This is a genomic window from Prolixibacter denitrificans (genome assembly GCF_003014495.1).
GTDB lineage: Bacteria > Bacteroidota > Bacteroidia > Bacteroidales > Prolixibacteraceae > Prolixibacter > Prolixibacter denitrificans.
Map to the genome: position 1 here is coordinate 460,612 of NZ_PYGC01000003.1, position 25,878 is coordinate 486,489.

20 protein-coding genes are annotated in these 25,878 nt (G+C 45.3%); 6 read left to right on the forward strand and 14 right to left on the reverse strand.

The annotated features are described in order from the left end of the window. Window positions 1-6: 6 nt before the first annotated feature. Window positions 7-2,439, reverse strand: a complete 2,433-nt coding sequence (locus CLV93_RS08835; RefSeq protein ID WP_170108903.1) for a TonB-dependent receptor — start codon at window positions 2,437-2,439, stop codon at window positions 7-9. A gap of 419 nt (window positions 2,440-2,858) precedes the next feature. Between CLV93_RS08835 and CLV93_RS08840 the strand changes: the two genes are divergently transcribed. The 3 genes from CLV93_RS08840 to CLV93_RS08850 all read left to right on the forward strand — a co-directional run bounded on the left by CLV93_RS08840 (window position 2,859) and on the right by CLV93_RS08850 (window position 4,958). After that, window positions 2,859-3,440, forward strand: coding sequence for a TetR/AcrR family transcriptional regulator (locus tag CLV93_RS08840; protein WP_106541803.1), 582 nt, complete (start codon window positions 2,859-2,861; stop codon window positions 3,438-3,440). 27 nt (window positions 3,441-3,467) lie between these two features. After that, window positions 3,468-4,418: a 3-oxoacyl-ACP synthase III family protein gene (locus CLV93_RS08845; RefSeq protein ID WP_211297788.1), complete on the forward strand. Its 951-nt coding sequence runs from the start codon at window positions 3,468-3,470 to the stop codon at window positions 4,416-4,418. A 243-nt stretch (window positions 4,419-4,661) separates the two neighbouring features. After that, window positions 4,662-4,958, forward strand: coding sequence for an RNA recognition motif domain-containing protein (locus CLV93_RS08850; protein WP_106541805.1), 297 nt, complete (start codon window positions 4,662-4,664; stop codon window positions 4,956-4,958). A 79-nt stretch (window positions 4,959-5,037) separates the two neighbouring features. On the opposite strand, the gene CLV93_RS08855 is transcribed toward CLV93_RS08850, so the two are convergent. Next, the gene (locus CLV93_RS08855) at window positions 5,038-6,051 is read right to left on the reverse strand and encodes an aldo/keto reductase (RefSeq protein ID WP_106541806.1); all 1,014 of its coding nucleotides are present in this window, start codon (window positions 6,049-6,051) and stop codon (window positions 5,038-5,040) included. 242 nt (window positions 6,052-6,293) lie between these two features. Here CLV93_RS08855 and CLV93_RS08860 point away from each other — a divergent pair, with 242 nt between their 5' ends. Beyond that, the gene (locus CLV93_RS08860) at window positions 6,294-7,403 is read left to right on the forward strand and encodes a TlpA disulfide reductase family protein (RefSeq protein WP_146141988.1); all 1,110 of its coding nucleotides are present in this window, start codon (window positions 6,294-6,296) and stop codon (window positions 7,401-7,403) included. Window positions 7,404-7,476: 73 nt separating this feature from the next. Here CLV93_RS08860 and CLV93_RS08865 read toward each other — a convergent pair whose 3' ends face one another. The 12 genes from CLV93_RS08865 to CLV93_RS08920 form a co-directional block, all read right to left on the reverse strand. Continuing rightward, window positions 7,477-8,667, reverse strand: a complete 1,191-nt coding sequence (locus CLV93_RS08865) for a hypothetical protein (RefSeq protein ID WP_106541808.1) — start codon at window positions 8,665-8,667, stop codon at window positions 7,477-7,479. 171 nt (window positions 8,668-8,838) lie between these two features. Beyond that, window positions 8,839-9,912, reverse strand: coding sequence for a 3-isopropylmalate dehydrogenase (gene leuB / locus CLV93_RS08870; RefSeq protein WP_106541809.1), 1,074 nt, complete (start codon window positions 9,910-9,912; stop codon window positions 8,839-8,841). 32 nt (window positions 9,913-9,944) lie between these two features. Next, the gene (locus CLV93_RS08875) at window positions 9,945-11,453 is read right to left on the reverse strand and encodes an alpha-isopropylmalate synthase regulatory domain-containing protein (protein ID WP_246187277.1); all 1,509 of its coding nucleotides are present in this window, start codon (window positions 11,451-11,453) and stop codon (window positions 9,945-9,947) included. A 47-nt stretch (window positions 11,454-11,500) separates the two neighbouring features. Then, window positions 11,501-12,094 carry a 3-isopropylmalate dehydratase small subunit gene (gene leuD, locus CLV93_RS08880; RefSeq protein ID WP_106541811.1) on the reverse strand — a complete coding sequence of 198 codons (594 nt, stop codon included), beginning with the start codon at window positions 12,092-12,094 and terminating at the stop codon, window positions 11,501-11,503. A gap of 23 nt (window positions 12,095-12,117) precedes the next feature. Continuing rightward, the gene (gene leuC, locus CLV93_RS08885) at window positions 12,118-13,524 is read right to left on the reverse strand and encodes a 3-isopropylmalate dehydratase large subunit (RefSeq protein ID WP_106541872.1); all 1,407 of its coding nucleotides are present in this window, start codon (window positions 13,522-13,524) and stop codon (window positions 12,118-12,120) included. Window positions 13,525-13,562: 38 nt separating this feature from the next. After that, window positions 13,563-15,080 carry a 2-isopropylmalate synthase gene (locus CLV93_RS08890; RefSeq protein WP_106541812.1) on the reverse strand — a complete coding sequence of 506 codons (1,518 nt, stop codon included), beginning with the start codon at window positions 15,078-15,080 and terminating at the stop codon, window positions 13,563-13,565. Between the two features lie 110 nt (window positions 15,081-15,190). Beyond that, window positions 15,191-16,240 (reverse strand): ketol-acid reductoisomerase, encoded by a 1,050-nt coding sequence (gene ilvC / locus CLV93_RS08895; protein WP_106541813.1) that lies wholly within the window; start codon window positions 16,238-16,240, stop codon window positions 15,191-15,193. 43 nt (window positions 16,241-16,283) lie between these two features. Then, window positions 16,284-16,838 (reverse strand): acetolactate synthase small subunit, encoded by a 555-nt coding sequence (gene ilvN / locus CLV93_RS08900; protein ID WP_170108904.1) that lies wholly within the window; start codon window positions 16,836-16,838, stop codon window positions 16,284-16,286. A 67-nt stretch (window positions 16,839-16,905) separates the two neighbouring features. Next, window positions 16,906-18,645 carry a biosynthetic-type acetolactate synthase large subunit gene (gene ilvB / locus CLV93_RS08905; RefSeq protein WP_246187278.1) on the reverse strand — a complete coding sequence of 580 codons (1,740 nt, stop codon included), beginning with the start codon at window positions 18,643-18,645 and terminating at the stop codon, window positions 16,906-16,908. A gap of 18 nt (window positions 18,646-18,663) precedes the next feature. Then, a complete protein-coding gene (ilvD, locus tag CLV93_RS08910; RefSeq protein WP_106541815.1) occupies window positions 18,664-20,496 on the reverse strand; it encodes a dihydroxy-acid dehydratase in 1,833 nt (610 codons plus the stop codon). A 487-nt stretch (window positions 20,497-20,983) separates the two neighbouring features. Next, window positions 20,984-22,408, reverse strand: a complete 1,425-nt coding sequence (gene dacB, locus CLV93_RS08915) for a D-alanyl-D-alanine carboxypeptidase/D-alanyl-D-alanine endopeptidase (protein ID WP_106541816.1) — start codon at window positions 22,406-22,408, stop codon at window positions 20,984-20,986. Between the two features lie 86 nt (window positions 22,409-22,494). Continuing rightward, window positions 22,495-24,687, reverse strand: coding sequence for a patatin-like phospholipase family protein (locus CLV93_RS08920; protein WP_170108905.1), 2,193 nt, complete (start codon window positions 24,685-24,687; stop codon window positions 22,495-22,497). A 227-nt stretch (window positions 24,688-24,914) separates the two neighbouring features. On the opposite strand from CLV93_RS08920, the gene crcB reads away from it, so the two are divergent. Then, window positions 24,915-25,295 carry a fluoride efflux transporter CrcB gene (crcB, locus tag CLV93_RS08925; protein WP_106541818.1) on the forward strand — a complete coding sequence of 127 codons (381 nt, stop codon included), beginning with the start codon at window positions 24,915-24,917 and terminating at the stop codon, window positions 25,293-25,295. Window positions 25,296-25,332: 37 nt separating this feature from the next. Beyond that, a complete protein-coding gene (locus tag CLV93_RS08930; protein WP_106541819.1) occupies window positions 25,333-25,698 on the forward strand; it encodes a DUF190 domain-containing protein in 366 nt (121 codons plus the stop codon). The last annotated feature ends 180 nt before the right edge of the window (window positions 25,699-25,878 follow it).

Here is a 25,878-nt window from a genome sequence, read left to right on the forward strand (position 1 = left end):
TTAGTGTTAATCCATATTCACTGTGGTCGCCTGTTTCCGCTTGTCGCGCTTGTAATTGTTGATACGATACGAGAGCGTTAAGCGGATGGGGTAATTGGGTTTCATAGACGTGGTTTGGTAAAAATTTGGCTCATCTATTTTTGTTACAATATCCGTTGTATGGAAAATATCGTAAGCCATCAACGTCAACGACAGTCTTTTTTTCAGGAACTGCTGGCGAAAAGATATGTAGGTGTAAAAAACATGCTCGTTACTACCCTGTGGTCTCTTCACGCCGGTTCCGTAGGTTGGCATGATCTGGAAAAAGGTATTATCACTGATTCTGAATGAATTCGACCAACGGATATTTACTCCTGCATCACCACGCGTGCCATAAATTGGAGCGAGTTCTCCCACCGTCTTCACCCTGAACTTATAAAAATTGAAGATGGGCATCATTGTCCAAAAGCTATTCATCTTAAAATTGAACGTGGCGTCCAATCCCAGCGCATCTTCATCTCCCACATTTTCGAATTTGTAATTAACAACGGTTCCAGCGTAAATGCTTTGCACTTTGAAAATATGGTTTTTATAATAATCATAATACCCTTTCAATGTGATGCTGTTACTCTTGAAGGAATTGGAATAAGTCAACGACAACGAGTTGTTATATTCGTTATCGAGGAATGGATTTCCTGATTGAACGTAGTCAAAATCAAACCACCTGGGATTGGCCTCCATTTGAATAGTCGTCAACCGATCAATTCTTCGCGAAAAAGCAAGATTCATCGTTTGCTTATGAGGCAAATGATAATTCAGAAAGAAAGATGGAAATAAATCCCACTTGTCGACTTTTTTCTGCCAGTTATCGGTCACACTGTTCAGCAATCGCGACGTATGCTCGGCTCGCAGTCCCAGCTGCAGTTCCATTTTCTCCCAGTTCTTCCGGTACTGGCTGTAGAACGCATGAATCTCACGACTTAAACTGCTCTTTGAGTCCCTAACTGAAAAAACAGACAACTCTGTACCCGCCTGAGATAAATCTGCCGTATACACTGATGATTCATTCTCTTTGCGGAACTGATACCCGGCTTCGAACTTACTTTTGTCGCCCAACGGCAAAGAATAATCCAGATTAATCCGACTATCATCATCGTTGCGCGAATCCTTCGTCTTCATCCAGTTGGTCAGTTTTCCGGCTTCGTCTTTCAACTCATTATGCATCCGGTTGTCAAACGAAGTATTGTTCCACTGCCCGGTGATTTCCAGTTTATGCCCTTTATTGTTAAACGCATGGGAATAGGATAACGAGGCTCCCCGGTAATCTCCGGGTCTCCGGTTTTCACCAACACTCATACGTTTTATATCATAGGAATCCGGACCGTTGGAAGAATAGGTCATATCGAAATCGGCATGATTCAATACATAATAAGTTCCGGCAGTTGCCGACAGTAACAGGTCATCTTTTTTCGATGGAGCAAATTCAATACCTCCTCTAACGCCTGTATTTTTTCGGTAAGAATAACGTCTGCCGTCCTGGTTACTCTGAAGCAAATAACCATTTTGGTAGTTCTTCACTACAGACGTCGCATCTCCTTCCATATTCCGCTTATTATGGTCGGCTCCCACGAAGAAGCTGAGTTTCCCGGCTTTATGATTGATGATAAAATCGGAAGCATAACCGCCTATCTGGTCATGGGCAAGCGTGACGTTACCATCCCAGCCTTCGCCGCGGCCTTTCTTCGTGATGATATTTAAGATGCCGGCTGTTCCATCCGAATCATATTTGGCGGATGGATTGGTAATTACCTCGACCTTTTGCACGTTGTCGCTGGGGATACTTTTTAATGCGTTATTGCCTTTCAGCGGAGATGGCTTTCCGTCAATCAGTACCAGAAAATTTTCGCTTCCCTTCAATGTCAGGTTACCGCCGGGCGTTACATTAACCGATGGAACACGCTGCAACAAGTCAACCACGGTTCCTCCGGCTCCTTCCATCCGGTTAGCAACGTTCACCACTGTTTTATCCAATTTGGTACTGACACCCCCGGTACGCTCAACAACATCGACCTCGCCAAGTTGCTTCACATCCGGCTCCAGAAATAAATCTCCCAGAATAAACGGATTTCGTTGTTGGGCAAGTTCTACATTCGTCATCACCCGCGGCGAATACCCCATAAAACGAATTTTCATGAAATATTTCCCGTAAGGAATATTCTTTAGCACAAACGAGCCGTTTCTTGCCGACGCTGTTCCGTTAATCAACACTGAATCAACTGAACGGAATAAGGCGATATTAGCATACTCAATCGGTTGTTTTGATTTCATATCGAGGATTCTTCCCCGAAGCTCTCCCGACTCATCATCTTTATCACTCTGTCCGAATAAGTATTGAAACGGGGTTAGTGCGAAGATAAAAAGTGCTAACAGAAACACTTGTTTCTTGCTTAAACGCCCCATAAATATTTTGGTCTTTGTTTTTAACTTCTGCGAATTTAACATTAAGTAACAATTTATCAATAATAAATTATTGCTTATTTACATGCCCTATAACCTAATCATCACACATCACCAATAAATACGGCATATTTAAAACATTTGCCCAGTCTAAATAATGATGAATATTTTTTAAAACTAGAAATAGCATTTATAACTTTCTTCTTAACATTTTATGGATAATATCGCACTTTTTAGCTCTCAGGTATTTTTTTAAATAATAATACATCATACAGCATTGTTAAATAACAACTTACCACCCCCCGATCGGAAAACACAACATTATCCCGTGATTATCAATGAATATTTGAGTATTAAATAACATCGGTCAACCGACAAATCACTACTTTTGCACACAGGAGACCAATGTGTGCATTTTTATTATGAAAGAAAAAACACGGTGCAATATATTGAATGTAGCCAGGAAACTTTTTGCCAACAAAGGCATCGGCAAAACCACGATGTTAGATGTGGCTCGTGCTTCCGGATTGGGGAGAAGAACGCTCTACATGTACTACAAAACCCGCGACGACCTATACCAGGCCGTTGTCAGAAGTGAAATTGAATTAATTGTCAAGCGCCTGCACAAGGTCGTAAAATCCAGCTTATCGCCAGAAAAAAAGTTTCTGCATTTTGTGGCTGTACGGATGCAAGCGCTGGAAGACCTCGTCAAAAGAAACCGTTCTCTTCGTTCCGATTTTCTGAATAACCAACCCCGAATTGAGGAAATAAGAAAAGAATTGGATATCCGGGAAAAAGCTTACCTGGCTGAAATTATTCGGGAAGGAAACAACTCGGGCTCTTTCAGTATCGAAAATCCCGATCTCACAGCAGATATTGCACATACTACCATCAAAGGTTTTGAACCCAAATTCATCAAAGACGATTTCGGCTCTAAATATCAAACTACGCTAAACCTTTGCACCAAAATTCTGTTTCAGGGAATCAAACCACAGACCAGATAGATATTTATTATATACCATCATCATAAAATGAAAATGTTTCTAAACACTGTATCACACTATTTACCCAAGGAAAGGGTTCCCAATGAATATTTCAAAGAGGTAAATGGTTTATCTGACTCCTGGATTTTTGAACGGACCGGAATCAAAACCCGTTCAAAGGCTGGGAAAGATGAAAACACCAACACCATGGCGGTGGAAGCCGTCAAAAATGCATTGCCTTCTCTCCCGTTCGATATCCGCGATGTTGATTTGATTGTCGGCGCCTCGTATTCTCCATACGACACGGTGGCCACCATGGGACACGTTGTTCAACGGGAATTTCATATCAAAGACGCACAGGTGGTATATATTTCATCGGCTTGTTCTTCTTTAGTCAATGCCCTCGAAATTGTCGAAGGGTACTTCGCCATGGGAAAATCGAAGCAGGCTTTGGTTATTGCTTCAGAGCACAACACCGCTTTCAGCGATGAAACCTGTGAAAAAAGCGGCCACTTATGGGGCGATGGGGCTACCGCCCTTTTCATCAGCGATGAGCCACTGGGCGATAAGCCTGCCGAAATCCTCAGCATCTACAGCCGCGGATTGGGCCACATCAGTAAAGGTCCGGAGGCGGTCTACCTGACGCCGGGACGCGACGGACTGCAAATGCCCGATGGCAGGGACGTTTTCATCCAGGCGTGCCAGTACATGCGCATTGCACTGGAAGAAGCTTCGGAACAATGCGGCTTGTCGGTCGACAATCTCGACTGGATTGTTCCCCATCAGGCCAATCACCGCATTATCAAAAACCTGGCAGGTCAGCTTTCGCTAAATGAAGACAAAATATTTACCAATATCCGTGAACTCGGTAATACAGGTTCAGCCAGTACCGGTATCTGTCTTTCACAAAATATGGACACCATTCAAAAGGATGCCCTTTTAGGAATCACCGTTTTTGGTGGTGGATATTCCGCCGGCGCAGCCATTCTTCGATTTTAACGATTTATTTAGAATAGTAGAAAACGCCGGATAATCCGGCGTTTATTTTTTATCTCAGCGGTATCACACCTGTATGAGGTCGGGTTGTCATATAAATATTTCCTTCAGAAAGTAACTGTAAAACATTTTAAATCAGAACAAAATTCATTAATTTTAAAGTTACGCGCTCTATTTAAACAAGTAGCTCCCGACAGTTTAGATTAATCTTATAACATAGCCTATACCAATCTTAAATACCTTGTTATGATGCTTTATGTAGGAAATCTTGATTACCGAATATCTGAAGAAGACTTGTACGAGCTTTTTTCAGAATACGGACATGTTACTTCTGTTAGAATTGTACGCGACAGAGGCTCGCACCGAAGTAAAGGATTTGGTTTTGTGGAGATGGAGCACGATTATGAAGCCAACAGGGCTGTCGACAATGCAAATGGTTTAATCATCGCCGACCGGAAAATGGTGGTTCGATTTGGGCACCAGGCCAGTGGAACCCGTTCTGAAAAAAGAATGAAAGCACCATCACGCCATTCTTACCAATAGAAAATACACTTAAAAACAGAAATGCCAATCGGTAACCAAGGTATTCCGATTGGCATTTTCTTTACCACTAATTTCAGACTCAAATCTTCTTATAGTATTCCACTTTACCTTCCTCTGCCAAATCAGCTACTTTATCCGCTAAATTCTTTCTGGTTGTTTCATCCATTTCCTGAAAAGCTTTAGCCAAAGCAATTTTTTCTTTAATGAAATCGGCATTCTCGGCTCCCGTAATCAAAACACTGATGGGCATCGACCAGGAGAAGAAAAGAGCATCCCGCATCGATATTCTTCCCGGGACAACCGGATCATCTGATTGCCAAACCTCATTTCCATTCATTACTTTCTTGCCGAAGAAACGGCCGTCTGCCAAAGTCTTCATGGCCAACACAGCCAGCCTATTGTCGATGGCTTTTGGTATTACTTTCCTGACAAAGGAATGTTCCGATGCAAAATCGACGAGGTTGACCGGGAACTGACTGGTGCTGAACAACTCCATTCCCCCAGTTTTCTCCAACATACGAAGATGTGCGTACGGATTCTGATGCCCGGTAAATCCGATATGCCTTGCTTTCCCCGATTCTTTAGCTTCCCGGACAACATCCAGCAAACCGTTGGCAATGCGAGTATCGACATCCTCAGGCGATTGCAGCGAGTGAATTTGCCACAAGTCGAGATGGTCAGTATTCAACCTACGCAATGAACCTTCGAGGTGCTCACGCGCTGTTTTAGCATCCTGCGTAAAGGTTTTCGTCATCAGGAAAATATCATCACGGTATTTGGGTACCAGGTATTTTCCGTATCGCCGCTCACTTTCGCCATCGGCATACGATTCGGCTGTGTCGAAAAACCGGATGCCTCCCTCCATAGCAGCTTCGATTACTTCCTGTGCGTCGCGCTCGGTCGTCCAACCAACATGGTAACCACCAACGCCCAACATTGTAACATTTTCTCCGGTAGTACCGAGTTTTCGTTTCGGTAAGATTTCGCCCCACTTATCGTTCGCCGAAAAATTGTTCCCCAGGCTCGGATAGGGAAGCATCATGCCGGCAGTTAAACCCAGCATGGTTTGGATAAATTCTCTTCTTTTTTTCATAGTCTAATCTGGTTCGTCAGTATTCACTATCGAAACACTCGTTTTTATAAATAGTTCACAATCTTTCCGTTTACTAAAGATTGTTAAACAATGATAATCAACACACAATCGATCAAACCATCAAAAATCGCAGTTGTTTACATGATAGTTTATAGTTAAGTTTAGACAAATTTTTAATATAAAATTACCCGAACAACATAGTGGCTGTGCCGGGTTTTTTCAAGAAATTAAATCGTTTCGTTATGAAGAAGCTAATTTATTTATTCGCCCTGGCGGCAATCGTCGCATCCTGTTCTACAAATCCGGCCTTTATGGTTGATGGAAGTATAAAAGGATGGAAAGATGGCCCGGTAACTTTAAAGAAAAGAATTGACGGGAACTGGATCACCGTTGATTCAACCCAAATGAAAAAGGGAAAATTCAGTTTCTCGGGCACGGTTGATGTACCCGGAATGTACTACGTTATACCGCCTTCCGGCCGGAAAGATGCAATTCCTTTCTTCCTGGAAAACAGCAATATTGAAATTACAGGTAATAGTGATGACCCGAAAGACGTGGAAGTACATGGGTCTGCGGCACAAGATGAATTCAGAAATTTCTACGACCGCGTTGACAGTATCAACAACCAAATGAGCTCGTATTACGAAAAATACGCGAAAGCCCGTTCGGAAAACGATACAACCACATCTGCCCACATCGAGAAGGAACTAAATGACTTGTACAAAATAGAGAACGATATTCAGAAAGCTTTTGTCCTGGACAATCCCAACTCGTTTGTCGCTCCCTACATCTTGCTACAAATCCAATACGGTATGGATGCCTCCGAGTTGAACAGCTACGTTGAAAATTTCTCTGCTGACGTGATGAAAACACCCAGTGCTCAAACGCTGAGCATGCGAATCAAAAAGCTGGAGAAGGTAGCCGTCGGACAACAGGCACCCGATTTTACAATGAATGATGCCGATGGGAAGCCGGTTAAGCTATCAGACGTTTACAAGCAACACAAGTACTTATTAGTCGATTTCTGGGCTTCCTGGTGTGCTCCCTGTCGTCAGGAAAATCCAAATGTGGTTGCCGTTTGGCAAAAATATCACAACGACGGATTTGGCGTCATGGGTGTATCACTCGATGCTAAAAAAGATGCATGGATGAAGGCAGTAAAAGACGACAACCTGACCTGGACCCAGGTATCGGATTTGGAAGGCTGGAAAAACTCAGCAGCCGACTTGTATGGTGTCAATTCCATTCCGTCTAATATCCTATTGGACCAGACGGGAAAAATCATTGCACACAACCTGCGCGGAGACGATTTGCAGAATGAAATCTCTGCCTTGCTGAATAATAAAAAGTAAGTCAATACGCTATTGCATAAAAAGGGTGTCTGAAAAATGCAGACACCCTTTTTTTATTTTCTATCTCATCAGACTAGTTATGAGCCCATCGGAAACGGTAACCGATAGACCACTCAACAAATTCGGCCTGCGAGAACTCCGATGCCCGCAACCGGACGCCGGCAAACATATCGTTATTCAGATGATACCTTACTCCTATCCGCTGATATAATCTCGGCTCGGCTTTAGGGACATCCTTATTCAACAGAAAAACGCCTAAATCACCCACAAGACTGATGCGATCCATTGAATACTCGATGGTTCCAAACGTTCCCAACATGAAATAATCGGAACCTTCAACGGTTACCGGTTTTTCAACGTCATTGTCGACCATCATTTCTGCTTTTATCGAAGCATCATAGCCCATATCAAATCCAAGTCCTGCTTTCAACGAATGACTCATGCCACTCAACCACGCAGCTGAGAAAGTTCCGACAAAGAAGTTCTTTCCCCAGTATTGCTCTGCCAACGACCGCGTATATCGCATCTGCTTGGCGCCGGCCGAAAAAGCCACAACCAATTCATCTTCGCCCTTAAATTTCTTCTTCTGCACAGGAACCATCACGGGTCGTGAATCGGACAAATGATAACGTAACTCAACTTTGGGGGCAAACATGTTCAGTCCTCTAGAAAGGACCGCTAACGTGGGATTGGAGTAATGTGTATATCCAATACCTGCTGCCACATCAAACCGCTGGCTCAGTTGGTACGCATATTCAAAACCCAAATGCATGTATATATTCTTCCGGGCCCCAATAATCTGTTCCCACGTACTGGCCGTATTGGAATCGAAATTGGATGATAATCCCATTCTCCACTCATAATTTATACCGCTGCGTTTCCATCTTTTGATATTCCCTCCATAGAAAAAGTAAAGGGCCGCAGGCTTTCCTACCTGGTATACATCGTCAAACAACGTAGCAGAAGTCAATCCAACTCCATAGTACGGATAGTTAGACAGTCCATGCCATACTTTAGAACCATTGGTCTGCCATCCCAGCCGGATATCTGCAGCATTATAATTAAAAAAACCATTTCCGGCCGGATATGAGTTATTCAGCTTGAATACTGTTCCGGCTTCGTAACTTGCGCCAATCCAGGCCTTATACTTTTTCTTTGCCCCTGTCGTGTCTATAACGGTCGAGGCTTCCTGCGCCACCACTTCAATTGAGAAGAGCAGCACAAATACAAGGGAGAGAACGGAGAAGGTTAGAGATTTGTACATGTTTTATGATTTTGGATGATTTATATGCCGATTGCACATTTTCCTGATAAGTATTATCACCAAAAGTCTGTAAAACTTTAATACTTTTGATTACTGTTAACTAATATACGAAAAAAGCGGGATAATCAATAGTTATGATTACCCCGCTATTATTATCGTTAAACGGAAATGTTATTTCTTCCGGATATACTCGACAATCCAATCTCCGACTTCGTCTGTACCTAATGCTTTCCCGCCTTCTCCAGCTAAATCTTCAGAAACGGCTTTCGCTTCAATCGAAGCGTTTACTGCCTCCGTTATAAGAGCAGCCTCGTCCTGTAGTTTGAACGCATATTCGAACATCATGGCCGCCGAAAGAATCGTAGCACACGGGTTAGCAATATTTTTGCCCGCTGCCTGCGGATAAGAACCATGAATCGGCTCGAACACCGATGTGTGAACCCCCATGGAAGCCGATGGCAACAATCCAAGTGAACCGGATATTACGCTGGCCTCATCGGTCAGGATATCACCGAACATGTTTTCAGTTACCATCACATCGAAACGTTTAGGCCACTGAATAATCTGCATGGCGGCATTGTCAACGAACATGTACTCGACTTCCACTTCAGGGTACTTCGGAGCCATCTCTTGTGAGATGGTCCGCCACAAACGAGAAGTAGCCAAAACGTTCGCCTTGTCGACAATCGTTAGTTTTTTGCGGCGCTGCATGGCAAATTCAAAGGCCAGCTTCAAAATCCGCTCAATTTCTTCACGAGTGTAAATGCTGGTATCGTACGCCGTATTTCCGTCTTCGGAACGTCCCTGCGGTTGACCGAAGTAGATACCGCCAGTCAATTCGCGGATAGCGACAAAATCGGCACCTTCGATGCGGTCGCGACGCAGCGGAGACATATCCAACAGCGACGGGAACGTGATGGTCGGACGAATGTTGGCATACAGCCCCAATTTCTTCCGCATAGCGAGAAGTCCCTGTTCGGGGCGCACTTTTGCCGACGGATCGTTGTCAAAACGCGGATGGCCGATTGCGCCAAACAACACAGCGTCAGAATCCATGCAAAGCTGGTGTGTTTCTTCCGGATACGGATTACCGGTTTCATCGATAGCAACCGCTCCCACCAAACCTGTTTTGGTGATTAGTTCGTGTCCGAAACGAGCGCAAATGGCATTGGTTACTTTGAGCGCCTGCTCAACTATTTCCGGACCAATTCCATCGCCGGGTAACACTGCAACGTTCAATTTCATATTATATCAATTCAAATTTTTCGGAATCCGAATCAGAAAACCTGATTGTCGTTTTCCACGATGTTTAACATTTTCATTGTCGCCTTGATGGCGGCAGCCGTTTGGTCAGGATCCAAACCACGTGTTTTGAACTCTCTTCCCATGCGCCAGGTAATCAACGTTTCGACCAGCGCATCGGTATTTCCACCAGGAGGAATGGTTACCGTATAATCGGACAATGCCGGAAAAGGCTTGTTCAGTTTATGGAAAATCCGGCGCAATGCATTCATAAATGCGTCGTACTGACCATCGCCGGAAGTAGCTTCTTCGTATTCATTTCCATCGATGGAGATGCGTACTGTTGCCATCGGACGAAGGCCCAATGCATGAGAAATAGCGTAATTCTTCAGCTCGATATGCTGAATAATGGACTCACTTTTCAAGACATCCGAAAGAATATAAGGCAAATCTTCTGCAGTAACGCTCTCTTTCCGGTCGCCCAGTTCGATGATCTTTTCGGTTACTTTCTTCAAATCATCCGGGTCGAGATGAACTCCCATCTCTTCCAGATTTTTCGCGATGTTGGCTTTGCCGGATGTTTTCCCTAAAGCATACTTCCGGGTACGGCCAAACCGCTCGGGAAGTAACTCGTTGAAGTACAACTGGTCCTTTTTATCGCCATCGGCATGGATACCGCTGGTTTGCGTAAAGACGTTCTCACCAATAACCGGTTTGTTCGTTGGAATCCGAACCCCCGAGAAACTCTCCACCAAACGGCTGACCATCGCTAACTTACGCTCGTTAACCGAGTTCGGTCGCTTCAGATGGTCGTTAAGCAGTGCAATCACACTGGCTAACGGGGCATTTCCGGCCCGCTCACCCAAACCATTCACGGTAGTGTGAACACAATTAATGCCGGCGCGTATCGCAGCCTCGACATTGGCTACCGAAAGATCGTAATCGTTGTGGGCATGAAAATCGAAATTCATTTTCGGGAATTTCTCAATCATCATACGGCAAAACTCGAACGTCTCCAGCGGCGACAAAATTCCAAGCGTATCAGGTAGCATGATGCGCTGAATTGGTTCATCTTTCAGTCCGTCGAGCAACTTCTCCACGTAATCGGGGGAATGGCGCATTCCGTTCGACCAGTCTTCCAGGTATATGTTTACCCGAATCCCCATCTCACCAGCACGACTAACGGTTTCCCGAATATCCTGAATGTGCTGCTCCGTCGATTTTTTCAATTGCTGAGTTAAATGGCGGTGCGAACCTTTGGTCAAAAGATTCATCACTTCGCCCCCAGCATCCTTAATCCAGTTGAGCGATGTCTCTCCATCGACAAAGCCAAGAATTTCGATTCTATCACGATAACCGGCTTTTGAAGCCCATTCGATAACTTTTTGAGCAGCCCGGAACTCCCCCTCAGAAACACGAGCCGACGCAATTTCGAGATAGTCAATTTTGACCTCTTCGAGTAGAATTTTTGCGATGTTCAGTTTCTCGATTTCCGAGAAAGAAACCCCCGAGGTCTGCTCGCCATCCCTCAGGGTTGTATCCATGATATAAACTTTTTTTGCCATAGCTCTGCTCATCAGTCACACTTGTTTTATCGTAGAGATTCTTCGAACCTGGCTACTTTGTCTTTTAGCGTAACCAGAAAATCGATATCGTCATAGCCATTCAACAGGCACTTTTTCTTGTAGGCATTGATTTCGTAATCCGTTGTTTCGCCGGTTTCGAGATTGGTGAAAGTCTGTGATTCCAGATCCACTTCAAACTCGGCATTCGGATTCGCTTCAATGGTTTCGAACAATTTCTCGAGGTATTCAGGCGAAACCTGTACCGGTAATAACCCGTTATTCAGCGCATTGTTCTTAAAAATATCGGCGAAGAAGCTCGATACAACTACGCGAAATCCGTAATCGTAAATTGCCCAGGCAGCATGTTCGCGGCTCGAACCACTTCCGAAGTTTTTTCCTGCCACCAGGATTTTTCCGCTGTAGCGGGATTCGTTCAGAACAAAATCAGGATTTGGCGTATCGCCACTTTTGTAGCGCCAGTCACGGAAAAGGTTATCACCAAAACCCTTGCGCTCTACCGCTTTCAGGAAGCGGGCCGGGATAATCTGGTCGGTGTCCACATTTTCAATAGGCAGTGGAACTGCCGGACTCCGAAATTTTACAAATTTATCGATAGGCATAATCAATCCATTCAAAGTTCACATTATAAAAATTCACGCGGATCGGTCACACGACCGGTAACGGCAGCTGCTGCAGCCATGATCGGGCTGGCCAGCATCGTACGGGCTCCAGGGCCCTGACGCCCTTCGAAATTTCGGTTCGAAGTAGAAACGGCGTATTTGCCTGCCGGGATTTTGTCTTCGTTCATGGCCAGGCAAGCTGAACAACCGGGCTGACGTAATTCGAAACCGGCTTCTTCCAGAATTTCGACCAGGCCTTCTTTCCGAATCTGGGCTTCAACCTGGTGAGAACCCGGTACCAGCCATGCCGTGATATTATCGGCTTTCTTCTTTCCCTTCACAAAATCTGTGAAGGTCCGGAAATCCTCGATTCGGCCGTTGGTACAACTTCCGATGAAAACATAGTCGACCTGCTTGCCCAGCATTTTGTCACCGGGATGGAATCCCATGTATTCCAACGATTTGTTGAAAGTAAAGCGGTCGCTTTTTCCCATGTCCTCGCCGGTAGGAATGGCTCCGTCAACACCAATGCCCATTCCGGGATTGGTTCCGTAAGTAATCATGGGAGAAATGTCAGCGGCATCGTACGTATATTCCAAATCGAAAACCGCATCGTCATCTGATTTCAGCGTCTTCCAGTAAGCCAGCTGCTTTTCCCACTCTTCACCTTTCGGCGCAAATTCACGTCCTTTGATATATTCGAAAGTCACCTCATCCGGGGCAATCATTCCACCACGGGCACCGCTTTCAATACTCATGTTGCAAAGGGTCATGCGCCCTTCCATGGATAAGCTCCGGATCGCTGAACCGGCATACTCGATAAAGTGCCCGGTACCACCCGAAGTGGAAATCTTGGAAATAATGTAAAGGGCAATATCCTTGGCTGTAACGCCTTTATGCAATTCTCCCTCAACATTGATCCGCATCTTCTTCGGTTTGGGCTGAAGAATACACTGGCTGGCCAGTACCATCTCCACCTCGCTGGTTCCAATTCCGAAAGCTATGCTACCGAATGCGCCGTGAGTCGAGGTATGACTGTCACCACAAACAATGGTCATTCCGGGCTTAGTGATTCCCAGCTCGGGACCAATCACATGGACAATACCATGGAAAGGGTGATTCAGGCCATAAAGGCCAATGTTGTGCTTTTCGCAATTCGCAGTAAGCGTATCGACCTGCTTACGCGAGAGCAATTCCTGAATCGGAAGTTCCTGTCCTTCAGTCGGAACGTTATGGTCGGGAGTTGCCACGGTTTTTTCCGGACGGAAAACTTTCAAACCGCGACGTTCCAAACCACCAAATGCAACTGGGCTGGTTACTTCGTGGATAAAGTGGCGGTCGATGTAAAAAACATCGGGGCCACCGTCCACATGCTCAACCACATGAGCATCCCATATTTTGTCAAAAAGTGTTTTTGGTGCTGAACTCATTTGAATATCATTCAAAATTAATACTGCTAAAAACTGAATCAGATTTTATTTCCTGAACCGTTTCCGATTTTGTTAATCGCATCGATAAAAGCTTCAACCGAAGCGGTTACAATGTCGGTGTGAGCGCCAAAGCCGTTGTAAATAACGCCGTCAGCTTCAACCTGCATGTGCACTTTACCAATATCGTCACTTCCGCGGGTAATCGCCTGGATAAGGAATTCTTCCAGAATTACCTTACGGTGAATAATATCTTTAACAGCTGAAATCGCCGCATCGACAGGACCATTACCCGATTCGGTGGCTGTGAATTTCTCGCCGGCAATATCCAGCTTCACGGTAGCCATCGGAACCATATTCTTTCCGGTCACCACCTGCAGGAAGTCAAGCTTAATCCGACGTTCTCCTTTACCCAATTCGCCGAGCAGTACCAACAGATCGTCGTCCTTGATCTGTTTCTTCTTATCGGCCAGTTTCAGGAAGTCTTCGTAAACTTCGTCCACCTTTTCTTTGTCCAGTTTGTATCCCAGAACTTCGAGACGGTGCTTCAATGCGGCACGACCACTACGGGCCGTCAGCAGGATAGAAGATTCGTTGATACCCACTTCTGCCGGATCGATGATCTCATAGTTTTCGCGGTGTTTCAACACACCATCCTGGTGAATACCACTCGAGTGAGCGAATGCATTCCGACCAACAATCGCTTTGTTCGGTTGCACCGGCATGTTCATCAAACTGGAAACCAGGCGGCTGGTTTTATAAATATTTTTGGTATTGATATTGGTATGCAGATCCAACTCCTTGTGAGAACGAAGCGTCATCACCACTTCTTCCAGCGAAGTGTTTCCGGCACGCTCACCGATACCATTGATAGTCACCTCTACCTGGCGGGCACCGTTCATAATGCCGGATACGGTATTCGCGGTAGCCATACCCAAGTCGTTATGACAGTGAGTCGAGATAATGGCTTTATCGATTCCTTTTACATTCTCTTTCAGGAAACGAATTTTTTCACCGAACTCATTCGGAAGACAGTACCCGGTTGTATCCGGAATATTCACAACTGTCGCACCAGCTTTAATCACAGCTTCGATTACTTTGGCCAGATAAACATTGTCGGTTCGGCCTGCATCTTCGGCATAAAACTCTACGTCTTCAACATACTTCTTGGCATATTTTACAGCAGCCACCGCACGTTCAAGAATTTCGTCCTGGTTGGAATTCAGTTTATATTTAATGTGATATGGTGATGTACCAATACCGGTATGAATTCGTCCACGCTTAGCATATTTCAGCGCATCGGCAGCTACATCGATATCTTTCTCCACCGCACGGGTCAGGGCACAAATGGTTGGCCAGGTAACCGCTTTCGACAGTTCGACCACCGAATGAAAATCGCCCGGGCTGGAAATAGGAAAGCCGGCTTCAATCACGTCGACCCCTAGCAGTTCCAGGGCCTTGGCTACTTCGATTTTCTCAATCGTATTCAGCTGGCAACCCGGTACCTGCTCTCCATCTCGCAGTGTGGTATCAAATACATATACCCTGTTATCATCCATGATTTTCTGTATTGAATTTTCTTAATCTACTTTTTCAAACTATTCCCGGCTTTGTTCTATTATGAAGAATGGAAAGAACCACGTTCTCTCCATTCACATATTGTTCGGTATTAGCCGTTATTTTCGGGACGCAATTGGCGCACGGTGGCACCTGCTTTCCACATTTCAGAATCGTGCAATTCCTTCAATTCCCCTTCCAACTTGACTCGATAGTCAGACTTGCTGTTGGAATCGATCGAACGTTGCGCTTCATTTCCGGCAGCGACTTCGCTGTACAGTTCTTCAAAGACCGGCTGGGTTGCATCGCGAAATTTCTTCCACCAATCCAACGCACCACGCTGAGCGGTAGTCGAACAATTGGCATACATCCAGTCCATTCCGTTTTCAGCCACCAAAGGCATCAAACTCTGGGTCAACTCCTCAACAGTTTCGTTGAAAGCCTCGGAAGGTGTATGTCCGTTTTTACGCAGCACTTCGTACTGAGCTGCAAAAATTCCCTGAATAGCGCCCATCAGCGTCCCACGCTCTCCTGTCAAATCGGAGTAAACTTCGCGTTTGAAAGTGGTTTCGAACAGGTAACCTGAACCAACGCCAATTCCCAGTGCAACAACGCGGTCTTTGGCTTTTCCAGTAGCGTCCTGGAAAATTGCGAAGCTGGAGTTCAGTCCACGACCTTCGAGGAACATACGACGCAAGCTGGTACCCGAACCTTTCGGGGCAACCAGAATTACATCCACATCTTCCGGAGGTATAATACCGGTACGTTCTTTATATGTTACCGCAAATCCATGAGAAAAGTAAAGCGCTTTCCCGGGAGTTAAATGCTTTTTCACGGTAGGCCACAAAGAAATCTGGCCGGCATCGGATAGCAGGTATTGAATAATTGTTGCTTTTTCGCAAGCCTCTTCCAGTTCGAAAAGAGTTTCACCGGGTACCCACCCGTCAGCGACAGCTTTATCCCACGATTTGGAATTTTTCCGCTGACCGACAATGACATTAAATCCGTTATCACGAAGATTTAGTGCCTGACCGGGTCCCTGTACACCGTAACCAAGTACGGCGATGGTTTCATCTTTGAGTGTTTCCTGCGCTTTCGCAAGGGGAAATTCTTCGCGGGTCACCACATTTTCTTCGACGCCGCCAAAATTCATTTTAGCCATTTTGATCTGATTTTTTAAAAGGTGTTGTTATAAGACTTTTTATTTAATTCGATTTCATTTCGATACTTGCCAGGAGTGCATCCCGCTCGGCAAGGAATTCCGAAAGACGCTCGTTTGCAGAGCGGGTAATGGCCACACGACCGGAACGAATAAATTGCAGAACTCCAAACTTATTGAGTCCTTCGAAGAGTTCCTGCGTCTCTTCCTTGTGACCGGTTTTTTCGATGACCGTGTAATCCTTGGTAATTTCAAGGATACGGGCATTGTGTTTCCGCACCATCCGTTCAATCTGGTCCGATTCCATCAGTGCCTGGGTAGGAACTTTGTACAAAGCAATTTCCTGAAAGATCATCTCCTCATTGGTGTGAAAATAGGCCTTCAGTACATCCACCTGTTTTTCAATTTGTTTCACAATGTTCTCCACTCTCGAACGCTCTTCACGCACCACGATGGTGAATTTGGAAATTCCACTCAGCGCCGACTCCGAAACGGTCAGACTCTCGATGTTGACTTTCCGGCGAGTGAATATAATGGTGATCCGGTTCAGCAAACCGATGTGGTTTTCGCTGTATGCCGATATGATAAATTCTTCTTTCATTTTCATGTGTTTTATTCTATTGCCTTTCCTTGTCCGCTTTCACGGAACCAGGAACAGTCAACAGAGATTATTCTTCAGCCGACAACAAAATATCTGAAACGGATGCGCCGGTTGGTACCATCGGGAAAATGTTGTCTTCTTTTTCCACCAAAACATCCAACAGGAACGGTCCGGGATTGTCAATCATCTCTTTCATCGCCACTTTCAATTCTTCACGGGTGGTTACCTGCTTACCAGGAATTCCAAAACCCTCGGCAATCTTCACGAAATCAGGGTTCACCATTTCGGTGAACGAATAACGGCGCTCGAAGAAGAGTTGCTGCCACTGACGCACCATTCCGAGGAAATGGTTATTCAAAACAACCAGCTTAACAGGAAGATTTTCCTGAGCAATGGTTCCCAATTCCTGAATGGTCATCTGCAATCCGCCATCGCCGACAAACGCAACCACTTCGCGATCGGGAGCACCTATTTTGGCACCAATCGCTGCCGGGAGACCAAATCCCATCGTTCCCAAACCTCCGGAGCTAATGTGACTGCGCGTTTTCGAAAATTTGGAGTAACGGGCAGCTGCCATCTGGTTTTGGCCTACATCGGCTACCACAACAGACTGGTTATTGGTTAGCTCGGATGACATCCGAACCACTTCGCCCATCGTTAATCCCGGTTTAACCGGGAAAAGGTCTTTCTGAATCACCTTTTCATTTTCAATATCGGCAGCCTGATGGAATTCATTCACCCAATCGGTATGCTCCTGCTTTTTCACCAGGCGAGTCAGCATTCGCAGTGATTTCTTGGCATCACCGAGGACGGCTACATCCGCTTTGATGATTTTATTAATTTCGGAAGGATCAATTTCCAGGTGAATTACTTTTGCCTGACGGGCATAACGTTTTACATCACCGGTCACCCGGTCGTCGAAACGCATTCCTACGGCAATCAATACATCACACTCATTGGTTTTGATGTTGGGACCGTAGTTTCCATGCATTCCCAGCATTCCGGTATTTAGTTCATGCTCGGAATCCAAAGCGGATAAACCAAGTAAAGTTCCTGCTGCCGGTATACCTGCCTTTTCTATGAATTCCTGTAATTCACGCTCAGCACCGGAAAGAACCACTCCCTGTCCGAAAAGCAGGAAAGGTTTCTTCGCACTGTTAATCAGGTCTGCTGCACTTTTCAAACTCTCTTTATCGAGCGGATATTCCGGAACATAGCTTCGGATCTTTTCACAGCGCTTGTAAGTGAAATCCACTTTACCAAACTGAGCGTCTTTGGTCAAATCGAGCACTACCGGTCCCGGACGGCCGCTACGAGCAATGTAGAACGCCTGTGCAATCGCAGTTGGAATTTCCTCCGGCGTCGTGATCTGGTAATTCCACTTGGTTACCGGCATGGAGATACCCACGACATCGGACTCCTGGAACGCATCGGTTCCCAAAAGCGGCGATGCGACTTGACCGGTGATACACACGAGAGGTGTGGAATCGATCATTGCATCAGCAATGCCGGTAATTAGGTTGGTGGCACCCGGTCCGGACGTGGCGAAACAAACACCTACATCTCCGGTCACACGGGCATATCCCTGTGCCGCATGAACAGCTCCCTGCTCATGTCTTGTCAGAATGTGCCGTACCTGCTTGTCGAAATCGTACAAGGCATCGTAAACCGGCATAATCGCCCCGCCAGGGTAGCCAAATATGGTTTCAACTCCTTCTTCCAGCAATGAACGGATAACTGCTTCAGCTCCCGTAATCTGCATGGCCTTCTGTTTCATTTCCATAAATTCTTTTGATGGTGCCGTCATGGCTATCTGGATTTAGTGTTAATCAATTAATCTTACTGCTCCTTCGTCAGCTGACGAAACAAGACTTGCATAGGCTTTCAGCGCCCGGCTTACCTGCCGATCACGGCTTTGCGGAGTGTAGGCTTGTGCTCCTCGCGTTTCTTCATCAACACGGCGTTTTTCAAGCTCTTCCTCTGAGACCATTAACTCAATCCGGCGAGCCGGAATATCGATTTCGATGGGATCTCCATCCCTGACCAGCGCTATTTCACCTCCGGCAGCTGCTTCGGGTGAAACGTGTCCAATAGACAGTCCTGAAGTTCCTCCGGAAAAGCGACCATCGGTTACCAATGCACATTGTTTATCGAGTCGAACTGATTTCAGGTAGGAGGTTGGGTATAGCATTTCCTGCATTCCGGGTCCACCTTTGGGACCTTCGTAACGGATGATAACCACATCGCCGGCCTGGACCGCATCGCCAAGGATTCCGCGAATAGCGTCATCCTGCGATTCAAAGACCCGGGCCGTTCCCTTGAATTGAAAAACAGAAGGATCAACTCCCGCTGTTTTTATGATACATCCTTTTCGTGCTATATTTCCGAACAGTACAGCCAATCCACCTTCCCTGGTGTAAGCGTGCTCTATATCGCGAATACAGCCCTCTTCCCGATCCAAATCGAGTTTTCCATAATGCATCTGCTGTGAGCCCATCACCAGGTTACGACCAATATTTCCGGGCGCAGCTGAATAAAGTTCCCGAGCTTCCGCATCAGCCGTATCGCGCAAGACATCCCACTTATCAATGGCTTCGCCCAGCGTATTATCCGAAACCCGGCTAACTGATCGATTGAGCAATCCACCGCGATCCAACTCACCGAGAATGCCGAGAATACCTCCAGCCCTGTTCACATCCTGAATATGGTAATGCGAATTGGGAGCCACTTTACAAATACAGGGAACTCTCCTCGACAGCTCATCCATATCTTTCATGGTAAAATCAACACCAGCTTCACGGGCAATGGCCAATAAGTGCAGTACGGTATTGGTCGAACCGCCCATCGCAATGTCCAGGGTCATCGCATTCATAAATGCCTCACGAGAGCCGATACTGCGGGGTAGTACTTTTTCGTTGCCGTTCTTATAATAATCGTAGGTCAGATCGACGATGGCTTCTGCTCCTTTAACGAACAATTCTTTCCGGCGGGCATGTGTTGCCACCACGGTTCCGTTTCCCGGAAGGGAAAGTCCCAGTGCCTCGGTCAGACAGTTCATCGAATTCGCCGTAAACATTCCGGAACAGGAGCCACAGGTAGGACACGCGTTCTGCTCGACATCCAACAGCACACTGTCGCTCACCGAATCGTCGGCAGCCATGACCATGGCATCAACCAGATCAAACTGGCGGCCCTGCGCCTCTCCAGCTTCCATGGGACCACCGGATACAAAAATGGCCGGAATGTTCAAACGCATTGCGGCCATTAACATCCCCGGAGTAATTTTATCGCAATTGGAGATGCAAATCATAGCGTCCGCTTTATGCGCGTTAACCATGTACTCAACACTATCGGCTATTATTTCCCTCGACGGCAATGAATACAACATTCCGTCATGTCCCATGGCAATACCATCGTCAACTGCAATGGTGTTAAATTCTGCAGCGAAGCAGCCCAGTTTTTCAATCTCCTTTTTCACCATCTGCCCAACGTCATGCAAATGCGCATGACCGGGCACGAACTGGGTGAACGAGTTGACAACAGCAATCAGCGGCTTGCCAAAATGTTCCTCTTTCATCCCATTCGCCCTCCACAGGCTTCGGGCACCTGCCATACGACGCCCGCGGGTTGTTGTTTCGCTTCTCAGTTTTTTTTCCATGCCTGGATTTACGTTTAAAAAAAAGCCTTTCTCGTTTTCTTGAGAAAGGCTTGTTCGTTTCGATTTATGCAATAGTCAACCTTTCTCAACTGGTACCGACGAGAATAATAATGTCCACGAGAAGAAGGTTATCGACTATTGTACGCATCATATCTAATTTTTTCTTTTATAATCTGAAAGAAAACCATTCTCCGAGAGAATGGTTATCATGGGGTTGATTACAAAAATACCGCTCAATGTCCGCAATAAAATTTCCTTAATCAATTATCGCTTATGAACTACAAAGGCAAATGTAGAAATAAACACAAAAAGACAAAACGAAAATGTAAGTATTTACACTGATTTAATAAATAATTAAAAGTAGAATTGACCCTGTAGTATAAAACAGAAGCATATAATTCTAACAAACTACATTTTTGTTCGAAAAATCAATCCTCTGTAAGCATCTAAAAATCGATAACTTACAGACGCTTTAATTAGAATTAGTCTAATAAAAAGTAAGCAACCAGGGCTCTAATTGCTTTCCCATTTCATAAGAAGAACCTGAGAAATTATTTACAATTACTGCAAAAAATAGTTGGTGTCCGTTACGATTTGTAAATTCCCCTGCGAAACTTCTCACCCGTTCCATCGATCCGGTTTTTGCCCGCAACGTTCCTTCAAGCGGAGTTCCCTGAAAAAAGTACTTCAAGGTGCCTTCTTTGCCAGCCAACGGGAGAGAATTAAAGAATATCTGGTCATCACCAGGCGTTCTGTACATATTCAACATCACCTCAACCAACGTTCTCGTACAGACAGCATTCGACCGGGACAGCCCACTGCCGTCGGTCTGATAAAAACCCTGCAAATAAACGCCCCGATCCTGCCAGTATGATTTCAAATCTTTCAATCCTTCGTCCAAAGTCGGCTTACCAGATACCTTCCGTCCAATTTCCCGAAGAAGGTGCTCAGCAAACAAATTGACACTTTCATGATTGGTTGTGTCAATGATATCTTTCAGTTTGGGCGATTTTTCTACGGCCATCTGACGGAACTCACCATCTTCGCCTGTAAAAACGGCCTTTGCCTGACCAGTGATTTCAATTCCTAACTTATTTACCACTTTTCGTAACGAATCGGCAGCTTCGAGCGGAGGATTCGGCATGGCGCCTTTCACTACAAAATCATTTCTCCCTTTCGGAATTTCGCCCGTAATCATCTGATGTTGCGCATATGGAGCGCCATACACATACGATTGATCGCTGTTTTTATTGGAAGAAACCACCCGGTTATCCAGTGAAAAACCCGGAGTTTCCGGTTGTACATACTTCACACGGGTTGGTTCTCCCGCCTCAGCCGGCGATTGAAAATGTATCCGGTACATGTTGTCAGCAAATGTGAGCCCGTAAATTCCTGCGCCGTAATAATTTCCCATGTCTTCCCAAATCCATCCGCCGGGAATGGCAGTATCGTCCAGTGCCGAGGCATCGCCAATAACGTCGCCATCTACTTGTTTTATTCCGAGTTGCTTTAATTGGTATGCCCACTGTTCAAAAACTCCTAAATAATGGGTTTTAAAGTATTCGGAATAAAAAGCCGGATCAGCTCCTCCTCTAATAATTAAATCGCCTTTCAATGTACCGGTCTTGTGATCGATTTTTCCGATGTAGCCAAACCGGGTCTTAAACCGAAAGTCCGGCCCGAGCAAACGCATGGCAGTCGCCGTTGTCACCACTTTTAATACCGAAGCCGGCGTCAGGCTCTTTTGCGGCGACTGGGCTACAACCTGTCCCGTTGTAGCATCATATACATAAAAACTGTATTCGGCTGTCTGCAATTCCGGCAAATATGGTAACGCAGAAAGTGTATCAGGTTGTGATTTAACTTGTGTAGAAACGAAAAGGAGAAATAATGCAATAATTAATCTGTTCATGAGAAAACATAGTTTTACTGATTACCCGAACTTTTAAGGTAACCATATATAAATGAAACAAAGATTGATTGACGAAAACAAGCCAACTAGAACCAATATCCAAGAGACAAAAAGACCGAAGGATCGTTCGATATATTCGAACTGCTCACCATTAACTCGACAGGTCCAACCATACTATCATACGACAATGTAACACCTCCACCAGCCAGAACATCACCTTTGGTCAGAAAGTCATTATCATTTCCGTAGAACCCAAGGTTTGTATTCAATGTCAAATAAATACTTTCCCAAAAGCGAAAGCGGAAGTCCATTTCACCGACAGCCACATTGCGGGTCATCAACTCCATCCGGCGTAAACCGATAAACGGAACCTGTGCATTCAAATAGTCGGTTTGCTCAACGCCTCCCACAAAGGATTTATAATATACCGGCTCTCCGGAACCAATAATGATTCTTCCTTTCGCTGACGGCAGTATTGTAAAACGGGAACCAAAGGATTTAGCAAACTGGATGTTCAATTTTACCGGCATAAATGGATTCCCTTCATTCAATAACCAACCGTTATCAGTCACTATTTTGGCTTCGCCTAATAATTTCCATCCCACCGTTGGGAAGTAAGCCCGGTTCATTTGATCCAGGTCAATCTGGGCATAATAATTTAAGAGCGTTTGATTACTAAGATTAACATCAGCAGGTATGGCACCAATCACCGATTCCACATTGAAATGCTCCAGTTCCGCACCTAACGAAACCCTAAATGCATCGAAATAAACCGAGTGGGTAGCCAACTGTGCCTTGTATAACTGGAGGTTGACCAGCGACGATTTGTCTCCGTTTACATACTGCGAGATAGTTTCGTCGTGGATACTGGCTCCGGCAAAAAGCCCCGGCTTCCAACCATTATCAACTGTATAGCGCACAGCAAATGCCGGGTTAGTTGCCAGAATTGCATCCATTGACAACTTCGCTCCGGTCTTCCGGCTATTTTTAAATGTAGTATTGATTAACAAAGCTGCTTTCCGGTCAGTGTCATAGTGAATTCCCAGGTTCAGGCGATCGTGAACCCGTTCTTTCACTGTCAGATGCAGCGTTTTGTTTTGATCCCCAAGTAAACGATAGCGAACGTAATCGAAGTTTCCGGAGCCATAAATCCGTTTAATTCCTTCACGCAGTTGACGAACCGTCATCACTTGCGGTGGATCAAGGTCCAATAACCCGAGGAAATAATTCAATCCCTGATTTTTGGCACCGTCAACTGTCACCCGTTCGATAGTCAAATTGCGGTCCAGACTTGGAATCTTCTCTGGCTTAATGGGATTCGGTTTCAGATGCAGTGAGTCGCGCAGATGAATCAGTTGTGGAAGAATCTTCCGGGCAGCTTCCTCTCCCCTTTTTATCAACTCATCGGCCGATGCGGCATCAAAACTGGAAGCGGAGTATCCTTTGATGTCGGGCTTAATGTAATAGTCAACCAGCTTCTTATTTTCTTCCGACTTCCGGTAGGACATCAGGTTAACCAACTGGTTCACCACATCCGGGATGGATTGTAGTTCTTTCTTATCCCGCAGCCCATATTGGATATCCACACCGATAATAATATCAGCGCCCATCTCTTTACAACGGTTCACCGGGAAGTTATTGATAATGCCGCCATCCACCAGCAGGCGCCCATCCACATCAACCGGAGAGAATGCCGTAGGAACTGACATGCTGGCCCGAATCGCCAACGGGAGATACCCGTGCTTCAGAACCACTTCTTTTCCCGTTTCGATATCGGCCGCCACACAAAGGAAAGAACGCGGAAGCTTTGAAAAGTCAGTTACATTTTGATAGTCGAGTGCCAAATAAGAGAATAGATCCTGAACATTCTGACCGCTCAAAGCTCCCGAGGGTAAACTAACACGTTTCGAACGTATAGGAAAACTCAGGTTGTAACGATCCAGCTCATGCTTGTCAAAAACCGGAATATAACGCCTATCTACCTGATCACTCAGGAGCGTGGTCCAATCCTGGCTCTTCACTATTTTTTCCAGCGTATTGGCATCATAGCCCATTGCATAAAATCCTCCGACGATGCTTCCAATACTGGTACCAGCAATATAGTCAATCGGTATTCCAGCTTCTTCCAGCACTTTCAATACCCCAACATGAGCAAAACCTTTCGCCCCGCCACCACTTAAAACCAATCCGATTTTAGGGCGATGATTTGTTTCCTGGGCATGAAGTGAATACCCTGGAAAAATCAAAAAGATAAGTAGTAATATTTCTCTTATTCTCATGCTCGGTTTAGTCTGTCGGAAAATTATCATCTCCGGAATAAAGTAATTTTTAAATAAGGCTCACGGAAGCTTTTGAATGGTTCAAGATAATTCTTTTCATGACTTGTTTTATTACTTTTACCAATGATTATTGTTATGTAAACGTAAAATAGTAAAGGCCGAAATAATTCAACTTGACAGAGTCGGCTGATTACAATCATTTTATCTGGTGACCGATTGAATAAGTTATGTGGAAAGAAGCATTAATTGTAGGTTTAGGAGGAGGTTTGGGAAGCATTTCCCGTTTTCTTTCGCAAAAAGGAGTTGAACGGTTTATGGATAGTTCCTTTCCAATGGGAACATTCGTAGTCAATATTGTTGGTAGTCTTATCATTGGTATTGTTTACGAAATGGCCAGCAGAGGCAACCTGCTAAGTCCCGAAGCCCGCCTTTTCCTTGCAGTAGGGTTTTGTGGCGGCTTTACCACTTTCTCATCATTTGCCTATAACAATCTCACGCTGATCAACGAAAAACTGTGGCAATACCTGTTCCTGAACGTCGGCGGAAGTCTCTTTACAGGAATATTGGCTGTTTATTTGGGAATTGTTCTGGTCAGAGTTATTTTCTGATCAACAAGTCTGTCGTTAAACCGAAAAATTCAATCATATGGAACTGTACGGAAAAGCTCTCAACCTCCGTATTCAATGCGGAGAAACCGATAAATACGAAAGTCAGCCATTGTACGAAGCCATTATATATGCCGCCCGGAAAGAAGGTATGGCCGGCGCTACGGCCTTTCGCGGTGTTATGTCGTTCGGTGCCAGCCACTCCATCCACACCATGAAAATATTCGCGTTGGGAGGCGACCTTCCTATATTAATTGACATTACCGATAACGAAGAACGAGTAAAGAAATTTATCCCTATCGTAGAAGAGATGATGGAGAAATCGGGCAAGGGGGGAATGATTACCACACACGAGGTAGAAGTTCATCGTTACCTTCCGGGGAAAAAGCACCGGAATGAATCGTGATTTGCTAGCCCGTGATATCTATTTTTCTATATATTAAAATACCCTGATTCCGAAAATTCACGATCGGAAAATACCAGTAAAATCAAGCCATTCGGTTCTTTATTAACTTAACTACAAATTTCATTTCTCCCCGATAAAAGGTAGACGTAATTCACAGGGAATGTTTATCTTTGTCAGGAT